Genomic DNA, 22094 nt, shown 5'->3' on the forward strand with positions numbered 1-22094 from the left:
CTCCGTATCAACCACCGTTGACCCCGCGCTGCGCGGGGATGGCCCGCGCCTGCTCCGGCCGGACGTCGGCCGCCCGGGCCAGGTAGGCACGCGTCTCCTCCTCCGGCAGCGCCGCCGCCCGCAGCCACTCGGCGACCAGCAGGTAGCGCGCCACCTCCTCCTCGTCCGTGAGATGCACGTCCTCGCTCATCGTCTCCAGCACCACCGTGCGCGGGTCGGCCGGATCCGGGAACGAATAGACGGAGAACGCGGTGTGCGGCACGTACGCGTCCTGCAGCGGCGTCCGGAACGGCAGCAGCCGGATCGCCACGTTCGGCAGGTCGGCCATGGCGAGCAGGTGCCGCAGCTGGCCGCGCATCACCTCGGGCGGCGCGACCTGCCGGTGGAACGCGGACTCGTCGATGATCGCCTCGTACCGGGGCGGCTGTTCGCGGCGCAGCACCACGTGCCGGGCCGCGCGGGCGCGGCTGTCCGCGTCCATGTCCAGACCCGGGTAGAGCGCGCGGCCGGAACGGACGCGGACCCGGCCGTACTCCGGCGTCTGCAGCAGACCGGGCACGACGTACTGGTGGAACTCGAAAATGTCAGCGGCGCCGGTTTCCAGCTCCGCATATCGACGCTGGCGGGGACCCATGTCACCGAGCGCCTTCCACCAACCGCGCGCGGCGGCCGCGTCCCGGGCGATGACGATGAGCTTGTCCCGGTTCGGACCGTCGACATCGTAGATGTCCAACAGGTCCATGATGTCGGCCAGGTCGGGCCGGCTCTGTCCCAGCTCGATCCGGGACAACTTCGAGGTCGAGGCCCAGCCGAGCCGGTCGCAGACCTGCTCCAGGGTGAGGGTCGCGCTGCGCCGCAGCTGTCGCAGCTCGGTGCCCAGGCGCAACCGGCGGACCGTAGGACTTTTGGGGGGTGGCATTGGTTCTCCCGGCGCCGATGTTCGGGGCGACAAGGAGATTACAGGCAGCAACGTTGCGGTAGCCATCCGCAATTAGACAGTCCAATTCGCATGTTTAGCGATATGGACATCCCGGCGGGGCACTTCGCGGACTCGTGCGATCACCACCGTGGGCGACACGCACCCCGCGCCCGACCTGCGGTGTTACGCATCGACGAACTCCGCGGGCGGGCCACCCGGGTGCGTCACGGAGCGACTTCGAGGACGGCCGGCACGCGCACGGAAAGTTGTTGATCCACATAGTGCGCGCGAAACGGCGAATCGGCGTTAATGACCGTAAACCTAACCACTGTCCCCCCACGGGGTGACCTGCACAAACAAAGTGTCCATCAAGGAACCTGCATTGTCATCTGCGCCTGCAGTCCCTCCTGCACGTGCAGGAACAAACCGCACAAAATGATCGGCGCCACTGCGCTGAGTGACGCCGATCCCCTACTCTCGGTTATTTCACGCCGGCGGCGTCCATGCCGCGCAGCTCCTTCTTCAGCTCGTTGATCTCGTCGCGGATCCGCGCCGCGAGCTCGAACTGCAATTCGCGCGCGGCACCGAGCATCTGCTCGTTCAGGTTCTGGATCAGCTCGGCGAGCTCGGCCCGGGCCATGCCGGCGCGGGCCGGCGTGCTCGTGCCCTTGCCGCCCTTCGACCGCGTCTCCGGGACCGGGGCCTTGCCGCGCGACATCTGCCGCCCGGCGCCGCCGACGATCGCCTCGGTGTCCTCCGCCTCGCGGTAGATGTCGTCCAGGATGTCGTGGATCTTCTTGCGCAGCGGCTGCGGCGAGAGCCCGTGCTCGGTGTTGTACGCCACCTGCTTCGCCCGGCGCCGGTCCGTCTCGTCGATCGCCAGGCGCATCGACGGGGTGATCTTGTCCGCGTACATGTGGACCTGGCCGGAGACGTTACGCGCGGCACGGCCGATCGTCTGGATCAGCGAGGTGCCGCTGCGCAGGAAGCCCTCCTTGTCCGCGTCGAGGATCGCGACCAGCGACACCTCCGGCAGGTCGAGGCCCTCACGCAGCAGGTTGATGCCGACCAGCACGTCGTAGTCGCCCTTGCGCAGCTCGCTGAGCAGCTCGACCCGGCGCAGCGTGTCGACCTCGGAGTGCAGGTAGCGCACCCGGATGCCGTGCTCCAGCAGATAGTCCGTGAGGTCCTCGGCCATCTTCTTGGTCAGCGTGGTGACCAGGACCCGCTCGTCCCGCTCGGTGCGCAGCTTGATCTCGTGCATCAGGTCGTCGATCTGGCCCTTGGTCGGCTTGATCACGACCTCCGGGTCGACCAGGCCGGTCGGGCGGATGACCTGCTCGACGAACTCGCCGCCGGTCTGGTCCAGCTCCCAGTTGCCGGGAGTGGCGGAGAGGAACACCATCTGGCCGACCCGCTCCAGGAACTCGTCGAAGCGCAGCGGCCGGTTGTCGGCCGCGGACGGCAGCCGGAAACCGTGGTCGATCAGCATGCGCTTGCGGGACGCGTCACCCTCGAACATGCCGCCGATCTGCGGGATCGTCTGGTGCGACTCGTCGATGACGGTGAGGAAGTCGTCCGGGAAGTAGTCGAGCAGGCAGTGCGGCGGGCTGCCGGGCAGCCGGCCGTCGATGTGCATCGAGTAGTTCTCGATGCCGTTGCAGAAACCGACCTGCTTCATCATCTCCAGGTCGTACGTGGTGCGCATGCGCAGTCGCTGCGCCTCGAGCAGCTTGTTCTGCCGCTCCAGCTCGTCGAGCCGCTCGGCCAGCTCCACCTCGATGTCGCCGATCGCGCGCTCCATCCGCTCCTGGCCGGTCGCGTAGTGACTGGCCGGGAAGATCAGTGCGGACGGCACCTCGCGCACCACGTCACCGGTCAGCGGATGCAGATAGGAGATCTTCTCCACCTCGTCGCCGAACAGCTCGATCCGCAGCGCCAGCTCCTCGTACGCCGGGATGATCTCCAGCGTGTCGCCGCGCACCCGGAACGTGCCGCGCTGGAACGCCATGTCGTTCCGCGTGTACTGGATCTCGACGAGGCGGCGCAGGAGCTTGTCGCGGTCGATCTCCTCACCGACCGACACCCGCGCGGCACGCTCGAGGTACTCCTGCGGGGTGCCCAGGCCGTAGATCGCCGAGACGGTCGCCACCACGATCACGTCGCGGCGGGTGAGCAGCGACATGGTGGCGGAGTGCCGCAGCCGCTCCACCTCCTCGTTGACCGAAGAGTCCTTCTCGATGTAGGTGTCGGTCTGCGGGATGTACGCCTCGGGCTGGTAGTAGTCGTAGTACGACACGAAGTATTCGACCGCGTTGTTCGGCAGCAGCTCGCGGAACTCCTTGGCGAGCTGCGCGCAGAGCGTCTTGTTGTGCGCGAGCACCAGCGTGGGCCGTTGCAGACGCTCCACCAGCCACGCCGTGGTGGCGCTCTTGCCGGTGCCGGTCGCGCCGAGCAGCACGCTGTGGCGCTCGCCGTCCCGCACGCGGCGCTCCAGCGCGTCGATCGCCGCCGGCTGGTCGCCGGAGGGCTTGAAGTCGCTGATGACCTGGAACCGGTTGTCGATCCGGGGAATGTCGAGCGCCATGTCCCCCACGGTACGCCCGGGGTCCGACAAGTTTCCCGGTCACAGCGAGTGCTTGATCGCCTTCGATATTACGATTGTGTGGCCGGGTCAGCACCCGTACCGTTGGCGGGTAGGCCGCTCGCGGCGGCCGTCCGGCACCGACGCGGCCCCCACACCGGCCGCTCGACCGGCGCACGACGGTCGCAGCCCCGGGCTCATCACCCGGCGAGCGCGCCCCGTGCGGTGGCGCCAACGGCGCAGACCGGTCGCCGCGAGCGCGCCCAGAGGGTGCGTCGCTCGTTTCAACCTCCGTGACTTCCAGCAAACGGCGTGCGATCGCGCTCGCGTCCCTGATCGGCCTGCTCGGCAGCGCCGCGGCCGGGCTCCTCGGCGGCCTCGCCTCGTGCGCGCCCACCGGCGACGGCCCGGCCGCGCGGCCGCTGTCCGCGGCGGAGGCGGACCGGCTGGCCGGCATGCGGGTGCGCAACCACACGGACGGTGCGGCCGGGGTGACCGCCACGATCGGCGGCGACCAGCTGCGCGCGGAGGGCTGGGTCGACTGGCGACGGCAGCTGGCCTACCTGCGCGTCACCCGGCCGGGGACCGCGTCCGCGCTGGTGCAGGGCGTTCCGGGGCTGGTCGCCACGATGACCGAGCCGGGCAGCACGAGCACGGACGGTGGCGCGGGCGCGGGCCGGGCCTCGGCCGGGCCGCCGCCGACCGACCCCCCGGCCGGTGACTGGCGGGTCCGGGCCGCGGCCGCCGGCGCGCCGGGCAACTCGGCCGCCACGTCCGTGGACGCGTTGCTCAACCTCCTCTTCGGAGCGTCCGCGACCCGGCCGGACTCCGCGGACACGCTGCGCGGCAGCGACGCCCGCTGGCTCAGCACGGACACCGACGGCGGCGACGTGGTGGACGTGTTCCTCGGCCCCGCGGTCCCGCCCGCGTCCCCGTCCACGGCGCCCGCTCCCGCGCGTCTGGCCGACATGGGCGGCGCGGTCCGCTACTGGCTCGGCCGCGACGGTGACCTGCGGCGGATGGCGGCCACGCTGCCCGGTGACCTGCCGGTCGAGATCGACCTGCGGCGCGGCGAGGCGATCGCGTTCGGTGCGGTGGCCGCGTTCGGCGGCGCGCCGATCGCACCCCGGGCGGTGACCGCGGACGAGGCGCGCCAGCTCGCCGGCCTGCGGGTCGCGGACCTGCGCGCGGGCGGCGGCCGGATCTCGGTGACGCTGCCGTCGCGGGACGGCACGCTGCGCCGCGGTGAGGGCTGGCTGGACTGGGAGCGCACCCGCGCGTACCTGCTGCTCCGCACGCCCGGCGGCGGGACGCCGGACGAGCTGATGATCGCCACGTCGGCCGCGGTGGCCACCCGGCCGGTGCCGCCCGAGACGGCCGGCTGGCAGCTGCCGCCACTGACGGCGCCGCGCGGCGAGTGGACGTCCACGCCGTGGGCGGAACGCTCCGACGAGATGGGCGGCTTCGACCTCGACCTGCTGCTCACCGAGGCGATGGCGCTCGGCGGCCCGGGACGCGGGAAGCCGTCCGTGGTCCGCGACTCGGCCCGGCACCTGCGCGACGACACGGTGAACGGCGAGGCCGTCGGCGTGTTCGAGATCCCGAAGGCGGCGGAGGGCGACGTGGCGCCGGGCCGCGCGCGGATGCGCTACTGGGTCGGCACGGACGGCGTGCTGCGCCGGGTCGAGCTGCTGACCCGCGCGGCCGGCTACGCCCAGCTGGACCTCACGCCGGACGAGAACGTCCCCGACCTGCCACGTCTGCCGAGGTCCGGGTAGGCGCCCCGCCCGCGGGACCACATTTCTGATCTTCCCGCTTCCCGGGTAGCCGCGTTCCGAGTGCTCCCGCGGGCAAAGCCGCCGTGTGCTCCGGCTCCGCCGGCGCTCTGCTCCGCACCCGGCGTCGCAGCCGGTGCCGTGGGCGGCCGGGGCGAACCGCGACTCCCCGGCCGCCGACGTCCCACCACGCGCGTGGCGTTCCGCCCCGGAACGGCGTTCACCCCCTGCGCCCGGCCACGCCTACCGCGCCGCACGCACACCGTTCCCGCCCCGGCGACGCGGCCCGGCAGCGGATGCGGCCCGGCCGCCCGTCTGCGAAGGAACGGCGACGAACTCGCCGCCGCGCGCGCAGAAGCAGCGACGGACTCGCCACCGCGCGCGAAGCAGCAGCGATGCACTCGCCACCGGACGCGGAGAGACAGCGGCGGAGTCGCCGCCGGTGCGGGTTTTGGCCCGCCGGTGCGGGTTTTGGCCCGCCGGTGCGGGTTTTGGCCGGCCGCCCGCGGGACGTGCAGGGAGGAGCGCCGGCGACGACCGGTGCCCGCGGGAGCACTCGGAACGCGACCACGCCGGAAGCGGGACGAAAGGCCCGAAGATTGTGATCTGCCGGGCCGTCACCCCCGCCGGCGCAGGAGGCGTTCCCAGAGCGCGTCGACCGCCGTGATCAGGTCCTCGCGGGTGCCCGCGTTGCTGAGCACCACGTCCGCGACCTCGCGCCGCTGCGCGTCGGTGGCCTGGGCGGCGATCCGGGCGCGTGCCGCGTCCTCGGTCATGCCGCGGTCGCGGGTCAGGCGCGCGATCCGGATCGGCTCGGGCGTTTCGACCACCACGACCAGCTGGTACAGCGGGGCGAGCCCGGACTCGACCAGCAGCGGTACGTCATGGACCACGATCGCGTCGTCCGGTGCGGCCTCGGCCAGTTCGGCGCTGCGGGCCCGGACCCGGGGATGGATGATCGACTCCAGGCGGCGGCGGGCCGCGTCGTCGCCGAAGACCAGCGCGCCGAGCGCGGGGCGGTCGAGTGCGCCGTCCGGGGCCAGGATGCCGTCGCCGAACGCGGCGACCAGCTCGGCCAGTCCTTCGGTGCCGGGTGCGACGACCTCGCGGGCCAGCACGTCGGAGTCGATCACGATCGCGCCGAGCTCGGCGAGGCGGGCGGAGACGGCGGACTTGCCCGCCCCGATGCCGCCGGTCAGACCCACGGAGAGCATGGCCGCGATCTTAGCCCGGCATGAGGGAAGCCCCGGTCGCGCGTCCGCGACCGGGGCTTCCCTACTGCCTTACCTGGGGCTTACTTGCCGCCGGCGAGCTTCTCGCGCAGAGCGGCGAGCGCCTCGTCGGTGGCCAGCGTGCCCGCCGGCTCCTCGGCCTGACGCGGCGAGGACGAGGAGGACGACGACGAGCTGGTCGCGCCCCCGGCCGCCGGGGTGGAGGTGCTGACGCCGGCAGCCGCGTTCGCGGCGGCCTCGGTGTCGGCGGTGCGGGCGGCCACGACCTGCTTGGTGTGGGCCTCCCAGCGCTGCCGCGCCTCGGCGTACTGTGTCTCCCAGGTCTCGCGCTGCTTGTCGAAACCTTCCATCCACTCGCCGGTCTCCGGGTCGAAGCCCTCCGGGTAGATGTAGTTGCCCTCGTTGTCGTACGTCGCGGCCATGCCGTAGAGGGTCGGGTCGAAGTGCTCCTCGCCCTCGACGAAGCCCTCGTTGGCCTGCTTCAGCGACAGCGAGATGCGGCGACGCTCGAGGTCGATGTCGATGACCTTGACCATGACGTCCGAGCCGACCTGGACGACCTGCTCCGGGATCTCCACGTGGCGCTCGGCCAGCTCGGAGATGTGGACCAGGCCCTCGATGCCGTCGTCGACGCGCACGAACGCACCGAACGGAACGAGCTTGGTGACCTTACCCGGCACGATCTGCTGGATCGCGTGGGTCCGGGCGAACTGACGCCACGGGTCCTCCTGCGTCGCCTTCAGCGACAGGGAGACGCGCTCGCGGTCCAGGTCGACGTCCAGGACCTCGACCTCGACCTCCTGGCCGACCTCGACGACCTCGGACGGGTGGTCGATGTGCTTCCAGGAGAGCTCCGAGACGTGCACCAGGCCGTCGACGCCACCCAGGTCCACGAAGGCACCGAAGTTGACGATCGAAGAGACGACGCCCTTGCGGACCTGTCCCTTCTGCAGCTTGTTGAGGAACTCGGTGCGCACCTCGGACTGGGTCTGCTCGAGCCAGGCGCGGCGGGAAAGAACCACGTTGTTGCGGTTCTTGTCCAGCTCTATGATCTTCGCTTCCAGCTCGCGGCCCACGTAGGGCTGGAGGTCGCGAACGCGCCGCATCTCGACCAGGGAGGCCGGGAGGAAGCCCCGGAGCCCGATGTCGAGGATCAGGCCGCCCTTGACCACCTCGATGACGGAGCCGCGAACGACGCCGTCCTCGTCCTTGATCTTCTCGATGGTGCCCCAGGCGCGCTCGTACTGCGCCCGCTTCTTCGAGAGGATCAGACGACCCTCCTTGTCCTCCTTCTGGAGAACGAGGGCCTCGATGTGGTCACCGACCGACACCACTTCCGCGGGGTCCACGTCGTGCTTGATCGACAGCTCGCGCGAGGGGATGACGCCCTCGGTCTTGTAGCCGATGTCGAGCAGGACTTCATCCCGGTCGACCTTAACGACGGTGCCTTCGACAATGTCGCCGTCGTTGAAGTACTTGATGGTCTCATCGATCGCGGCGAGGAATGCCTCCTCGCTGCCGAGGTCGTCGATGGTGACCTTGTTGGCGCTCGAGGTGGCCTCGATGCTGCTCGTCATGTGGACAGTTGCTCCGAACGGATGGTGTCGCGACTGGTGCTTGCACTCACGGCCTGTCGGCGGGCACAGTGCGGACACCCGGAGTAGACATGAAAGCTGGCGGATCATGCTGCAGCGGGGCGACTGAATCAAGCCGACCGCGGACCTGCTCCCTGCCGAGGCACACGATCCGCGAGCGCATCGACTAGCTTACCCTGTGCATTACCACAGCGTGCAAGGCCTCCCGGCAGGTCAACCGAGATGGGCTGCGATTTGGTCGCCAAACGCCCTAGTTGGTCCCGGATGTCACTCCCGTCACAGTCCCCCGGTAGCCTCCGCTGGTGAGCGAACCCATGGACGGCGTTGAGATCGGCACCGAGGTGACCCGCCGGGACGTGACCGACGACGAGAGCCGCCGGGCGAGCCGCCACTGGTGGGACATCGACGCGGACGACTACCAGGCCGAACACGGCGCGTTCCTGGGCGACGCCGACTTCGTCTGGTGCCCCGAGGGGCTGCGCGAGGCCGACGCCCGGCTGCTCGGTGACGTGGCGGGCCGCCGCGTCCTGGAGCTCGGCGCCGGTGCCGCCGCCGGCGCGCGGTGGCTCGCCGCGCAGGGCGCGTCCGCGGTCGCGCTCGACCTGTCCGCCGGCATGCTCCGGCACGCCGCCGCCGGCAACGCGCGCACTGGCATCGACGTGCCGCTGGTCCAGGCGGACGCGCTCGCGCTGCCGTTCGCCGACGGCACGTTCGACGTCGTCTGCACCGCGTTCGGCGCGATCCCGTTCGTCGCCGACTCCGCCGCCGCGCACCGCGAGGTGTTCCGGGTGCTGCGCCCCGGCGGCCGGTGGGTGTTCAGCGTCACCCACCCGATGCGCTGGATCTTCCTGGACGACCCGGGCGAGGGCGGGCTGCGCGCGGTCCACTCGTACTTCGACCGCCGCCCGTACGTCGAGGAGAACGTCGACGGCGAGCCGACCTACGTCGAGCAGCACCGCACGCTCGGGGACCGGATCCGCGAACTGGTCGCCGCCGGCTTCGTGCTCCGCGACCTGATCGAGCCGGAGTGGCCGGACGGCCACGAGGGCATCTGGGGCCAGTGGTCACCGCTGCGCGGCCGCCTCTTCCCGGGCACCGCCATCTTCGTCACCCGCAGACCGGAGACCACATGATCTAGCCGGTACGCCGTAGGCCTCTCCGGGTGAGCGCTGAGCCGATCGGACCCGCGGCCGCAGCCGGACGTACGTCCATCAGCTGCGCGACCCGAGCGGCCGGCCCGGTTCTCGCGACGACGAGCTCGTGTCGGACACGGACAGCATGATCGAGGTCGAGCAGCCGTTCGACATCCGTCTGCCGCTGGAGGAGCTCACCCGGAAGTCCCGCCGCGGTCGTTAGGCGCCGTTCCCGCCGGGTAAGGCCTGGTCATGGCAGGAAAGAGTTTGCGCAAGGGGCGGAAGGTCAGCTGGAAGTCGCACGGCGAGACCGTGCACGGCACCGTCCGGGAGAAGATCACCTCGCGGACGAAGACCGCCGGCCGGACCGTGGCCGCGTCGAAGGACGAACCGCAGTACCGGGTGACCAGCGACAAGACGGGAAAGGACGCCGTGCACAAGCCCGGCGCCCTGCACCCCGAATAACGGTCCTAGTGGTCGGCGGTGTGCCAGTCGCGGCCGGCGCCGACGGAGACCTCCAGCGGGACGGACAGCGCGTGTGCGTTGCCCATCTCTCGGCGGACCAGCTCCTCCAGCTGCTCCCGCTCCCCCTCGGCCGCCTCCAGGACCAGCTCGTCGTGCACCTGCAGCAGCATGCGGGAGCGCAGCCCGGCCTCCCGGAGCGCGGTGTCGACGTGCAGCATCGCGACCTTGATGATGTCCGCGGCGGAGCCCTGGATGGGGGCGTTGAGCGCCATCCGCTCGGCCATCTCGCGGCGCTGCCGGTTGTCGCTGACCAGGTCCGGCAGGTAACGGCGGCGGCCCAGGATCGTCTCGGTGTAGCCCTGCTGGCGCGCCTCGGCGACCACGGAGTTGAGGTAGTCGCGGACGCCGCCGAACCGGGAGAAGTACTCGTCCATCAGCCCGCGCGCCTCCTCGGTGGAGATGCTGAGCTGGTTGGACAGGCCGAACGCGCTCAACCCGTACGCCAGGCCGTAGTTCATCGCCTTGATCTTGCGGCGCTGGTCCGCGGTGACCTCGGTTATCGGGACGGCGAACACGTTCGACGCGGTGGCCGCGTGGAAGTCGGCGCCGGAGTTGAACGCGTCGATCAGCGCCCGGTCACCGGAGAGGTGCGCCATGATCCGCATCTCGATCTGGCTGTAGTCCGCGGTCAGCAGCGTCTCATAGCCGGCGCCGACCACGAACGCCCGCCGGATCCGCCGGCCCTCCTCGGTGCGGATCGGGATGTTCTGCAGGTTCGGGTCGGTGGACGACAGGCGGCCGGTCGCGGCGACGGTCTGGAAGTACGTCGTGTGGATGCGCCCGTCGTCGGAGACGGACTTGAGCAGGCCGTCCACCGTCGTCTTCAGCTTCGCCACGTCCCGGTGCCGCAGCAGGTGGGCCAGCAGCGGGTGCTCGGTCTGCGCGTACAGACTCTGCAGCGCGTCCGCGTCCGTGGTGTAGCCCGTCTTGATCCGCTTCGTCTTCGGCAGGTTCAGCTCGCCGAACAGGATCTCCTGCAGCTGCTTCGGCGAGCCCAGGTTGAACTCGCGGCCGATCACCTCGTACGCCGCCTGGGCCGCGCCCTTCACCCCGGCCGCGAACTCGGACTCGAGCTCCGAGAGGTAGTCGGTGTCGGCGGCGATGCCGGTGCGCTCCATCACGGCCAGCACCTCGGCCAGCGGCAGCTCCACCTCGGCCAGCAGCCGGCGGGACGGGCCCTCCCCGGACGCCGCGTCCCGGTCGAGCTCGGAGTCGAGCGCGGCGGCCAGGTCCAGCGTGGCGCGGGCGCGGAGCATCAGGTTCTGCTCGATCGCGGGCTCCGCGCCGCCGAGCCCGTCCAGCGTCAGCTGACCGGACTCCGGCGCGTCCACCCGCAGCTCCCGCTGCAGGTAGCGCACGGCCAGGTCGGCCAGGTCGTAGGAGCGCTGGTCCGGCCGGGCCAGGTAGGCGGCGAGCGCGGTGTCGTGGGTGACGCCGGCCAGCGTCCAGCCGTGCTCGGCGAACGCGAGCCGGGCCGGCTTGCTGTCGTGCAGCACCTTGCGCCGCTCCGGGTCGGCCAGCCACGCCGCGACCGCCGACTCGTCCGCCGCGTCCAGCGCGGCCGGGTCGAACCAGGCGGCCGGCCCGTCCGCGGTGGCCAGCGCGACGCCGGTCAGCACGCCGGTGCCGCGGCCGAACGTGCCGGCGACCGCCACGCCGACCTCGGCACCGTTGGTGTGCGTGGCCAGCCAGGGCGCGACCTCGCCGGCGCCGAGCACCGTGCCGTCCAGGTCGAACCCGGCCTCGGCCTCCGGCTCCACCGCGTCGAGGTACTGGTAGAGCCGGTCGCGGAGCACCCGGAACTGGAGCGCGTCGAAGACCTGGTGGACGGCCTCCCGGTCCCACCCGTGCCAGCGCGCACCCTCCGGCGTCAGCGTGATCTCCAGGTCGCGGACGAGCTTGTTCATGTCGAAGTTGCGGATCACGTCGGACAGGCGCTCGCGCAGGCTGTCGCCGGCCTTGCCCTTGATCGCGTCGGCGTGCGCGACGACGCCGTCCAGCCCGCCGTACTGCGTGATCCACTTCGCGGCCGTCTTCGGGCCGACGCCGGGGATGCCGGGCAGGTTGTCGCTGCTGTCGCCGACCAGCGCGGCCAGGTGCCGGTAGTGCTCCGGGCCGACACCGTACTTCTCGGTCACCGCGGCCGCGTCCATCCGGGCCAGGTCGGAGACGCCCTTGCGCGGGTAGAGCACGGTGACGCCGTCGCCGACGAGCTGGAACGAGTCGCGGTCACCGGTGCAGATCAGCACCTCCATGCCCGCGGCGCGGGCCTGGGTGGTGAGCGTGGCGATCAGGTCGTCGGCCTCGTAGTTGGCCAGCTCGACGAACGGGATGCGCAGCGCCGCCAGCACCTCCTTGACCAGGCTCACCTGGCCGCCGAACTCCTTCGGGCTCTCCGAGCGCCCGCCCTTGTACTCCGGGTAGATCTCGGTGCGGAACGAGCGGCGGGAGACGTCGAACGCGACCGCGATGTGCGTCGGCTTCTCGTCGCGCAGCACGTTGATCAGCATCGAGGTGAAGCCGTAGACCGCGTTGGTCGCCTGCCCCGTCGACGTCGAGAAGTTCTCCACCGGGAGGGCGAAGAACGCCCGATACGCCAGCGAGTGACCGTCGAGCAGCAACAACCGGGACTTCTCAGCAACCGCAGCATTCACGTCTCAGGACTCTAGTCGTCCCCTCCGACAAGTTTCGGGCGCGCCACATCCCCCGACCCGCGGTAATACGCGATCATGGGGGTTCGTCACCCTCGGCAATCGATCTCGGATTGTCACGACTACACAACAGCCTTGTACCAGCGTGTTACAAGGCCTGGTGAACTGGCGGTGTGGTCATTAATTTGTGGCTGCAACAGCGTTCATGCAAGGGCGCTCACCCGCACCCTTACGCTGGACCTAAGGAGACTGGATGATCCGCCCGAACCTCGCATGGCGAAGCGTCGCTGTGCTGAGCGCCGCGTGCCTTGCGCTCACCGCGTGCGCCGACGACGCGGAGGAAACGCCGAACGCCGGCACCTCGTCCGCCGCCACCGCGGTCGGTGACGGCACGCTGAAGCTGGGCACCCTGCTGCCGCAGACCGGCTCGCTGGCCATCCTCGGCCCGCCGGAGATCGCGGGCGTCAACGCCGCGGTCACCGAGATCAACGCCGCTGGTGGCGTGCTCGGCAAGCCGGTCACCGTCAGCCACACCGACTCCGGCGACACCTCGACCGACATCGCGACCCAGTCGGTCAACAAGCTGCTCGCCGAGGGCGTCGACACCATCATCGGTGCCGCCTCCTCGTCCGTCTCGCTCTCCGTCATCGACAAGATCACGGGCGCGGGCGTCGTGCACTTCTCGCCGGCCAACACCTCCGACGAGTTCACCACGTACGCGGACAAGGGCCTCTACTTCCGCACCGCCCCGCCGGACACCCTGCAGGGTCGCGTCCTCGGTGACCTGATCATCCAGGACGGCAACGCCAAGGTCGGCCTGCTGGTCATGCAGGACTCCTACGGCGTCGGCCTGGCCCGCAGCACCCGCGCGGCCGTCGAGGGTGCCGGTGGCCAGATCGTCGCCGAGGCCGTCTACGACCCGAAGGCGCCCGACTTCTCCGCCGAGGTCGACCAGATCAAGACCGCGAACCCGGACGCCATCGTGCTGATCGGCTTCGACGAGGTCCAGAAGATCATCCCCAAGCTCGTCGAGGCCGGGATGACCACGGACAAGAAGAAGTGGTACTTCGTCGACGGCAACCTGTCGAACAAGTACAACTTCCCGGCCGGCACGCTCAAGGGCGCCAAGGGCACGCTGCCGGGTGCGGCCGCGAACCAGGCCTTCAAGGACAAGGTCCTCAAGGAGGACCCGCAGCTGGCCGACTTCTCGTACGCGCCGGAGTCCTACGACGCCGCGATCCTGACCGCGCTCGCCGCCGAGGCCGCCGGTTCGGACGCTCCCGCCGCGATCGCCGCGAACCTCAAGGCGGTCTCCGAGGGTGGCACGAAGTGCACCGACTTCGCCGCCTGCCTCGCGCTGATCAAGGCCGGCACGGACCTCGACTTCGACGGCATCTCCGGTCCGATCGCGTTCAACGACGCCGGTGACCCGTCCGAGGCCACGATCGGCATCTACCAGTACGGCGACGACAACAAGTACACGAACGTCGACTACAAGTCCGGCAAGATCTGATCTCGCCGCACGCGTAACGCCTGAAAGGGCCCGGCCTTCCGGCCGGGCCCTTTCCCGTTCCGCGACACCGCCCCGATCCGCCGAAACATCCTCGAAACACATTTACCACTTTCTTTACATCCCAAAGACTGATATTCCCGCTTCCGGCGGCGCGATTTCCGCATGCTCCCGCGGGCACCGGTCGTCGCCGGCGCTCCTCCCTTCCGAATCCGCGGCCGCAAGACCACCACCAACTCCCACATTCTGAAATTCGTCCCCCCATTCACACCGCTCGAACCGCCGCCTCCGCCAGAACAGACCACCACCCACCACCGCTCCCACCTGCCCGCAACACCCTGCCCCACGCCACTCGGCCCCACACCACCCGGCCGCGCACCGCTCGGCCGCACGCCACCGCCCGCACGCCGCTCGGCCGCACACTGCCCGGCCGCGTCCCTTCCGCATTCCGCGGGTCTCGGGTGCCCCGCGCCCGAGATTTCGTCATGGCGTCGCCTGGCCGTCACCGGCTGGGCAGGACCCGACCTGCCTCAAGTGATCTATGACCGATGCAAAAAGGAGGTCAACAGTCGAAGCCGACCTCCCTTTCGCATCGGTCATAGATCAGCCGGCTGTACACCGCGAGAGCCCCGCCCGGACGGCCGATGCGACTACGGGTCGTCACCGGCGGCGGTGCGGCGAGGTGCGGGAGGCGCGGCATCCGCAGTGTGCGCGCCGTGGGGGACTGTACAAATAACGGCTGATCGACCGATCAAGGGAGAGACGCCAGATGACGACCGAGATCACCTCGGGGCAGGAGCCGGCCGCCAGGCCGGCGGATGCGGTCACGGATGAGCAGTTGATCGCGATGCTGGTCGATCGGGCTCGTGGTGACGGGCTGAAGCTGACCGGTGAGGGTGGGCTGCTGCAGCAGCTGACCAAGCGGGTGCTGGAGTCAGCGCTGGACGGTGAGATCACCGACCACGTCGGCTACGACAAGCACGACCCGGCAGGTCGTGGCAGCGGGAACACCCGTAACGGCAGCCGAACCAAGACCGTGCTCACCGACGTCGGGCCGGTCGAGGTGCGAGTCCCACGCGATGCCGCGGGCACGTTCGAGCCGCAGATCGTGCGTAAGCGGCAGCGGCGGCTGACCGGCGTCGACGACATGGTGTTGTCGTTGTCGGCCAAGGGGTTGACCCACGGCGAGATCGCCGCGCACCTGGCCGAGGTCTACGGCGCTGAGGTGTCCAAGCAGACCATCTCCACCATCACCGACAAGGTCATGGACGGCATGGCGGAGTGGCAGAACCGGCCTCTGGACCGGGTCTACCCGGTCGTGTTCATCGATGCCATCAACGTCAAGATCCGCGATGGGCAGGTCGCGAACCGGCCGATCTACCTCGCCATGGCGGTCACCGTCGACGGGCACCGCGACATCCTTGGCATCTGGGCCGGTGACGGCGGTGAGGGCGCCAAGCACTGGCTGCACGTGCTGACCGAGCTGAAGAACCGCGGCGTCGCCGACGTGCTGATGCTCGTCTGCGACGGGCTCAAGGGCCTGCCGGAGGCGGTCGAGACCGTCTGGCCTCGCACGATCGTGCAGACGTGTGTGGTGCACCTGCTGCGCAACTCGTTCCGCTACGCCGCGCGCCAGGACTGGGACAAGATCGCCAAGGCGCTGCGGCCGGTCTACACCGCACCGACCGAGGACGCCGCGGCCGAGCGGTTCCTCGAGTTCGCCGAGGCGTGGGGCCGTAAGTATCCGGCGATCGTGAAGCTGTGGGAAAACGCCTGGGCCGAGTTCGTGCCGTTCCTCGCCTTCGACGCCGAGATCCGCAAGGTCATCTGCTCCACGAACGCGATCGAGTCGGTCAACGCCCGTATCCGCAAGGCCGTGCGAGCTCGCGGCCACTTCCCGAATGAGCAGGCCGCGCTCAAGTGCGTCTACATGGCCTTGATGAGCCTCGACCCCACCGGCGCGGGCCGAAGGCGCTGGACCATGCGCTGGAAGGCACCCCTGAACGCCTTCCAGATCGCCTTCGAAGGCCGGCTCACCCCGGCCGACAACTGACCACCTCAACAACCAAGATCAGCCGTTAACTTGACACTCCCCGCCGTGGGGTAGCACTCCGGTCCTCCGGCAGCCGGGTGCCGCTGTCGACCGGCTGGGGTGTCCCGATGGCTTCGTCAGGCCGGAGGTGTGCGGTCGGTCAGCCGTTGGGTGAGGGCGTCGAGGCAGCCCGCGAGTTCAGCGCCATTGCTCACTTCGTAGCGAGTGACGGCGACGGCTCCGGTGGAGGTGTCGCCTACCTCCAGGTCGCCTTCGCCGCTGGTCCAGACGACCAACTGGGCCAGATGATGGGTAGTGGTGCAGTCAACCCAGGAAAACGACGTGGACGGGTTCAACCCGTAACGCAGCTGCCACTGGATGCCGCCATTGGGCGCCTCGGGCGGTCACCGCGGTGGTCAAGTCGTCGAGGTCCAGTTCCATCATGATGGTGATGGTGATGGTGAGGGCTGGAACTGGCCGTGGCCGGTGGGGCGCCTTGTCGCGGAGCGTGGCGAACAGGGCGTCGCAGCGGCGTCTCGCGAGGCGGATCAGGGCGGCGTCATGGCATTTGCGCTGGAGTGCGTTCGCGGTTGCAGCGAGCACGGTTGACCGGGTCGGTCAGGGCGGCGAACGCGGTCAGGAGGAACGCGTGTCTGAGCTGTTGTTGTCGCCGCGAGTGGGCGTTCGCCGCGGATGCTGCTGCCCGAGCGGCGGGTGACCGGGGCCGGCCTGGCGTAGGCGGCCAGGTGGCCCGGATGACGAAGGCGGTACCGTCACCGACTTCGAGCAGGGTGCGCGCGGTGGTCCTGACGCCGATGCCGGGCATCGAGATCAGAACCTCGGCAAGGGGTGCGTCAAGCAGCCTGTCCACCTCGGCGACCTGATCGCGCTGGTGCAGCACCTCGCGCGGGCTGTCGGCCAGTCGCAGCAGGACCGTCTCGACCGCAGCAGCAACGTCTCGACCGCAGCAGGACCGCCTCGACCGCGGCACGATCGTCTCGGCCGCGGCAGCGCCGTCTCGACCGCGACAGGACCGTCTCGACCGCGACAGCGCCGTCTCGACCGCAGCACGACCGTCTCGACCGCGGCGGTGCCCGGGACGACGACGGTCTGCTCGTCCAGCGCAGTCATGATCCGGTCGACCAGGCGTTCACCCATGTGCGGCGCGTTCTTGACATGATCGACAGCTTGCGGCGCCCGGCCTTGCGCAGCCCTGCCGGTCCGCCGCACCGCGCCAGCATCGCCAGGACGGCCTTGTGCTCGATATTGCTGCTCAGGGCGCCTTCCGGCGCCGGGTGGATCTGGGTGAGCAGACCGCAGACGCGGTTGGCCGGCCGGATGGCTTCGCCGGCGAGGTCGTCGGCGAAGCCGACGAGGACTTCCAGTTCGGCGAGGGCTTCGTCGTCGACATCGACGGCGCCGCGTGCGCGGCATGGTGCGGGCCGCGTCGGCGATCACGTAGGCGTCGCAGGCGTCGGTCTTCGCCGCGCCAGGGTGCAGGTCAGCGATTCGACGCATCGCCAGGCCGGGCAGGTAGACGACCCGCTGTCCACAGACCCGGCAGGTAGACGACGCGCTGGACCCGGCAGGTAGACGACCCACTGGACCCGGCAGGTGGACGACCCGCTGTCCGCAGAACCGGGCAGCTAGACGACCCGCTGGCCACCGCCGGGCGGCCGCGACGGGCGGCGCACCGATCGAGGCGGTTGGTCGACCACGACGAGGACTTTGCCGTGGCGGGCGAGTGTGTCGAAGACCTGCCGCAGCTCGACTTCGAGGGTTGGCCGGCGCCGCGTCGTGCGGCCGGTTGCCGTCGCGGTTGAGGGCGACGGCGTGGTGGCCGTCCTTGCCGACGTCGATACCGGGAAGCGGCTGGTAGTCCCGGTGCCCCGCCGTGCGCCCCGGACCGGGGCGGAAGGGTGGTTGTGGGGTGGCCACGCCGGTACCGGCAGGGAGGAGCGCCAGCGACGACCGGTGCCCGCGGGAGCATGCGGAGAGCGAGTCGCCGGAAGCGGGAACATCGCGGTTGCATCGCAGATGGCCGGAAGTGGGAATCGCGGGTGGCACAAAGCTGAGGGCCCGGTCGCCATCGACGCGACCGGGCCCTCAGGGGCTTGCTACGCCGTGGCGAGCGTGCCCAGGTAGAGCTCGATGACCTTCGGGTCGTGCATCAGGTCCTGGCCGGACGCGGTGTAGGCGTTGCGACCCTGGTCCAGCACGTAGCCGCGGTCGCAGATCTGCAGGCAGCGGCGGGCGTTCTGCTCGACCATGATGACCGTGACGCCGGTGGCGTTGATCTGCTTGGTGCGGCGGAACACCTCGTCCTGCATGGCCGGGGACAGGCCCGCGGAGGGCTCGTCGAGCAGCAGGACGCTGGGCTCCATCATCAGCGCCCGGCCCATCGCCACCATCTGCCGCTCGCCGCCGGAGAGCGAACCCGCGCGCTGCTTGCGGCGGGTGCCCAGGGTCGGGAAGAGGCCGGTGACGAAGTCGAAGCGCTCCTTGAACTTCTTCGGGCGCAGGAACGTGCCCATCTCGAGGTTCTCCTCGATGGTGAGCGTTCCGAAGACGTTGTTCGTCTGCGGCACGAAACCGATGCCGCGGGCGACCAGGTCGTGCGCCTTCAGGTTGGTGATGTTCTGCCCGTCCAGCGTGACCGTGCCGGACCGGATGTTGACCAGGCCGAACAGCGCCTTCAGCAGCGTCGACTTGCCGGCGCCGTTCGGGCCGATGATGCCGACCAGCTCGCCCTGCTTGGCGTACAGGTCGGCGCCGTTGAGGATGTTCACGCCCGGCAGGTAGCCGGCCAGCAGCTCGTCGCAGCGCACCAGCGCGCCCTCGGCCGCGGCGACGTGCTCGGTGCGGTCGACGACGTGCACACCGGCGGTGTCGTCGGCGAGCGCCTCGGCCTGGGTGACCTTGTCCGTCATGCCTTCTCCTCCCCGGCCGGCTTGTCGGCGGCGGGTGTGCCGTCGGCCGTGTCCGCAACGGTAGCCGCGGGCTGCGACGCGGCGGGGGCCTCGGCGACCGGGGTGTCCGCGCCGGGCTCGTCGTGCTGGCTGCCCAGGTACGCGTCGATGACCCGCGGGTCCGCCATGACCTCGTCCGGCGTGCCCTCGGCGATCACCGCGCCCTGGCCCATCACGATCACCCAGTCGCTGATGTCCCGGACCATGTCCATGTCGTGCTCGACGAACAGCACGGTCATGCCGTCCTCGCGCAGCGCCTTGACGTGGCCGAGCAGCGACTGCGTCAGCGCCGGGTTCACGCCGGCCATCGGCTCGTCGAGCATCACCATGTCCGGCCGGACCATCAGCGCCCGGGCCATCTCCAGCAGCTTGCGCTGGCCGCCGGAGAGGCTGCCCGCGAAGTCGTTGCGCTTCGCGTCCAGCTTGAACCGGACCAGCAGCTCCTCGGCCCGGGCGATGATCTCCTTCTCCTGGCTGCGCCAGATCGCCGGGATCAGCGCCCGGAAGAAGTTCTCACCCTTCTGACCGGTCGCGCCGAGCAGCATGTTGTCCATCACCGTGAGGCGGTTGAGCGCCTTGGTGAGCTGGAACGTGCGGACCATGCCGAGCCGGGCCACCCGGTGCGCGGCCACGCCGCCGAGCTGCTTGCCGTTGAACGTCCACGAGCCCTCGTCGGGCTTGTCGAAGCCGGTCAGCAGGTTGAAGAACGTGGTCTTGCCGGCGCCGTTCGGGCCGATCAAGGCCGTGATCCGGCCGCGCGGGATCTCGACGTGCTGCACGTTGACCGCGGTCAGGCCGCCGAAGCGGCGCACGACGCCGTCCGCGACCAGGATCGGGTCCGGCTTCTTGGCCCCCGGCTCGCGGGGGACGTCGGCCAGCGACGGGAGCGTCTCAGCGGGCATCGAGCATGACCTCCTTCTTGTCGCCGAAGATTCCCTGCGGACGGAAGATCAGCAGGGCCATCAGGCCGAGGCCGACCAGGATGTACCGCACCGATCCGGCCTGGGTGGTGTCCATGATCGACGAGGAGATCGCGCCGACGTTGATCAGCTCGATCAGCATCGCGTCCACGAAGACGATCAGGAACCAGAAGATCATCGAGCCGACCACCGGGCCGAAGACGCGAGCCGCGCCACCCAGGATCAGGATGGTGTACGCGAAGAACGTGAACTCGGTGCCGTACGTGTCCGGCTGCACGGCCGCGCGGCTGACCGCGAACATGAAACCGCCGAGCGAGCCGAGCACGCCACCCAGGATCAGCGACTGGATCTTGTACGAGAACACGTCCTTGCCGAGGCTGCGGACCGCGTCCTCGTCCTCCCGGATCGCCTTCAGCACCCGGCCCCACGGGCTGCGCATCAGCAGCCAGACGATGAGGCAGGAGATCGCCACCAGGAGCCAGCCGACCGTCAGCACCCACATCTCGCGGGAGTCGAAGGTGATCAGACCGCCGAGGTTGATGCCCGCGCTGTACGGGTTCATGTCGTAGAAACCGTCGGAGAAGCGCTGCAGACCGTCCGAACCGCCGGTCCACTCGCTCAGGCTCACCGAGCGGAACAGCAGGCGGATGATCTCCGCCGCCGCGATCGTGACGATCGCCAGGTAGTCGGCGCGCAGCCGGAGCGTCGGGATGCCCAGCAGCAGCGCCAGCACCACCGCGCCGACCAGGCCGACGGCGATGCCGGCCCAGAACGGCAGACCGTACGTGGCCACCGACATCGCCAGACCGTAGGCCGCGACGCCGAGGAACGCGGACTGGCCGAAGTTCAGCAGACCGGTGTAGCCGAAGTGCACGTTCAGGCCGATCGCGGCCAGTGCGTAGATGATCGCGGTGGAGCCGATGATCGACTCGACGGAGACCTGGAAGATCAGTTCCCAGTTCATGGCGCGGCCCCCTTAACCGATCCGCTCGCGGCGGCCCAGGATGCCCTGCGGCCGGATGAGCAGGATGATGATCAGCGCAGCCAGCGCACCGACGTTCTTCAGCTCGGTCGGCACCCACAGCGTGGAGACCTGCGTGACGATGCCGACCACCATGCTGCCGAGCAACGCACCGAACGCCGTGCCCAGACCGCCCAGCGTCACCGCCGCGAAGACCAGCAGCAGGATCTGGAAGCCCATCTGGAAGTTCAGGCCCTGGAACATACCGAGCATCACGCCGGCCAGCGCGGCCAGCGCGCTGCCGATCGTCCAGATCAGTCGAATGATCTTGTCGACGTCGATGCCGGACGCGGCCGCCAGCGACGGGTTCGTCGACACCGCGCGCGTCGCCTTGCCCAGACGCGTCTTCAGCAGCGCGAACGACACCGCGACCAGCACCAGGATCGCCACCACGTCCATGATCAGGTTCTTCGGCGCGATCAGCAGCGGACCGATCTCGATACCCGGCTGCGCCGCGTACTCCCGGTACTGCTGCGTGCCACCGCGGAACTGGAACAGGAAGACGTACCGCAGCACCATCGCCAGACCGATCGACACGATCATCATGCCGATCAGACCGGTACGCCGCCGGCGCAGCCAGCCCCAGAAGAACCTGTCCTGCAACCAGCCGAACGCACCACCGACCACCACCGCGAGGATCAGCGACAGCCACAGCGGCAGCCCGATCGTCACGTTGAACAGGAAGCCCATCAGCGCACCGAACGTGATCAGCTCACCGTGCGCGAAGTTGGTCAGGCCCATCGTGCCGAAGATCAGCGAGACGCCCAGCGCGCCCAGCGCCAGGATCAGGCCGATGTGCACGCCGGTGTACACCAGGTTCGGCAGGCGGTCCCAGATGGTCGGCGCCACCTCTGCCGGCGGCGCGTTCGCACCGACCGGGCCGAGCGGATACAGCACGTTCCGCATCTGGCCCTCGTACACCTCGAGGGTGCGGTTCGGGCCGAGGGTCCCCTGGAGGCCGACTCCCTCCGGGAGCGAACTCTCGTCGAGGACCACCTCATATGACCCCGGCGGTACGGAAAGAGTCCACTTCCCGTCCGCTCCCGACACGGCCGATCCGGCCGGCTGGCCATCCTGAGTGACGTTGATCCGGACACCAGCCAGCGGCTGGTTCTGATTGCTCAACGACCCCTGCAGACCCTCACCCTCGGCGGCGTAAGCGCTTGTGGCGTTCACACCGAGAGCGAAGAACAGGGAACCCAGGAGGGCCGTGAACATGATCACGGCT

Annotated in this window: 14 protein-coding genes and 3 pseudogenes; 5 read left to right on the top strand and 12 right to left on the bottom strand. The window is 69.9% G+C overall.

Annotation, left to right across the window (positions count from 1 at the left end):
- Positions 1 to 7 precede the first annotated feature (7 nt).
- Complete coding sequence (locus J2S44_RS08525) at positions 8 to 919, bottom strand: helix-turn-helix domain-containing protein (RefSeq protein WP_310410493.1); 912 nt, start codon at positions 917 to 919, stop codon at positions 8 to 10.
- Between the two features lie 481 nt (positions 920 to 1400).
- Positions 1401 to 3506, bottom strand: coding sequence for an excinuclease ABC subunit UvrB (gene uvrB / locus J2S44_RS08530; protein ID WP_310410495.1), 2106 nt, complete (start codon positions 3504 to 3506; stop codon positions 1401 to 1403).
- A 290-nt stretch (positions 3507 to 3796) separates the two neighbouring features.
- On the opposite strand from uvrB, the gene J2S44_RS08535 reads away from it, so the two are divergent.
- The gene (locus tag J2S44_RS08535) at positions 3797 to 5281 is read left to right on the top strand and encodes a hypothetical protein (protein WP_310410497.1); all 1485 of its coding nucleotides are present in this window, start codon (positions 3797 to 3799) and stop codon (positions 5279 to 5281) included.
- Positions 5282 to 5910: 629 nt separating this feature from the next.
- Here J2S44_RS08535 and coaE read toward each other — a convergent pair.
- Together coaE and rpsA are read right to left on the bottom strand one after the other, a co-directional pair.
- Positions 5911 to 6492, bottom strand: a pseudogene (coaE, locus tag J2S44_RS08540) (dephospho-CoA kinase); the annotation flags it as partial.
- An 80-nt stretch (positions 6493 to 6572) separates the two neighbouring features.
- The gene (rpsA, locus tag J2S44_RS08545) at positions 6573 to 8087 is read right to left on the bottom strand and encodes a 30S ribosomal protein S1 (RefSeq protein ID WP_307238552.1); all 1515 of its coding nucleotides are present in this window, start codon (positions 8085 to 8087) and stop codon (positions 6573 to 6575) included.
- A gap of 332 nt (positions 8088 to 8419) precedes the next feature.
- Here rpsA and J2S44_RS08550 point away from each other — a divergent pair, with 332 nt between their 5' ends.
- Both J2S44_RS08550 and J2S44_RS08555 read left to right on the top strand, forming a co-directional pair.
- Positions 8420 to 9238, top strand: a complete 819-nt coding sequence (locus tag J2S44_RS08550) for a class I SAM-dependent methyltransferase (protein WP_310429532.1) — start codon at positions 8420 to 8422, stop codon at positions 9236 to 9238.
- A gap of 252 nt (positions 9239 to 9490) precedes the next feature.
- Positions 9491 to 9703: a hypervirulence associated TUDOR domain-containing protein gene (locus tag J2S44_RS08555; RefSeq protein ID WP_310410499.1), complete on the top strand. Its 213-nt coding sequence runs from the start codon at positions 9491 to 9493 to the stop codon at positions 9701 to 9703.
- 5 nt (positions 9704 to 9708) lie between these two features.
- On the opposite strand, the gene polA is transcribed toward J2S44_RS08555, so the two are convergent.
- Entirely contained in the window at positions 9709 to 12417 is a 2709-nt protein-coding gene (polA, locus tag J2S44_RS08560; protein WP_310410501.1) for a DNA polymerase I, read from the bottom strand.
- A gap of 250 nt (positions 12418 to 12667) precedes the next feature.
- On the opposite strand from polA, the gene J2S44_RS08565 reads away from it, so the two are divergent.
- Together J2S44_RS08565 and J2S44_RS08570 are read left to right on the top strand one after the other, a co-directional pair.
- Positions 12668 to 13927: an ABC transporter substrate-binding protein gene (locus J2S44_RS08565; RefSeq protein WP_310410503.1), complete on the top strand. Its 1260-nt coding sequence runs from the start codon at positions 12668 to 12670 to the stop codon at positions 13925 to 13927.
- A 766-nt stretch (positions 13928 to 14693) separates the two neighbouring features.
- A complete protein-coding gene (locus J2S44_RS08570) occupies positions 14694 to 15977 on the top strand; it encodes an IS256 family transposase (protein WP_374727795.1) in 1284 nt (427 codons plus the stop codon).
- Positions 15978 to 16093: 116 nt separating this feature from the next.
- Here the strand turns inward: J2S44_RS08570 and J2S44_RS08575 are convergent, their stop codons facing one another.
- From J2S44_RS08575 to J2S44_RS08605, 7 genes and pseudogenes are all read right to left on the bottom strand, one after another.
- Positions 16094 to 16336: an immunity protein TriTu family protein gene (locus J2S44_RS08575; RefSeq protein ID WP_488193092.1), complete on the bottom strand. Its 243-nt coding sequence runs from the start codon at positions 16334 to 16336 to the stop codon at positions 16094 to 16096.
- Between the two features lie 218 nt (positions 16337 to 16554).
- Positions 16555 to 17570 (bottom strand): annotated as a pseudogene (locus J2S44_RS42865) (transposase); the annotation flags it as partial.
- 57 nt (positions 17571 to 17627) lie between these two features.
- Positions 17628 to 17816, bottom strand: a pseudogene (locus J2S44_RS42870) (IS110 family transposase); the annotation flags it as partial.
- Positions 17817 to 18073: 257 nt separating this feature from the next.
- On the bottom strand, positions 18074 to 18886 hold the full coding sequence (locus J2S44_RS08590) for an ABC transporter ATP-binding protein (RefSeq protein WP_310410506.1): 813 nt from the start codon (positions 18884 to 18886) through the stop codon (positions 18074 to 18076).
- Positions 18883 to 19827, bottom strand: coding sequence for an ABC transporter ATP-binding protein (locus J2S44_RS08595; RefSeq protein ID WP_310410508.1), 945 nt, complete (start codon positions 19825 to 19827; stop codon positions 18883 to 18885). The genes J2S44_RS08590 and J2S44_RS08595 overlap by 4 nt, the downstream gene beginning before the upstream one ends.
- The gene (locus J2S44_RS08600; protein ID WP_310410510.1) at positions 19817 to 20809 is read right to left on the bottom strand and encodes a branched-chain amino acid ABC transporter permease; all 993 of its coding nucleotides are present in this window, start codon (positions 20807 to 20809) and stop codon (positions 19817 to 19819) included. The genes J2S44_RS08595 and J2S44_RS08600 overlap by 11 nt, the downstream gene beginning before the upstream one ends.
- A 12-nt stretch (positions 20810 to 20821) precedes the next feature.
- Positions 20822 to 21862, bottom strand: a complete 1041-nt coding sequence (locus tag J2S44_RS08605; RefSeq protein ID WP_310410512.1) for a branched-chain amino acid ABC transporter permease — start codon at positions 21860 to 21862, stop codon at positions 20822 to 20824.
- Positions 21863 to 22094: the final 232 nt, after the last annotated feature.

The organism is Catenuloplanes niger, assembly GCF_031458255.1.
GTDB lineage: Bacteria > Actinomycetota > Actinomycetes > Mycobacteriales > Micromonosporaceae > Catenuloplanes > Catenuloplanes niger.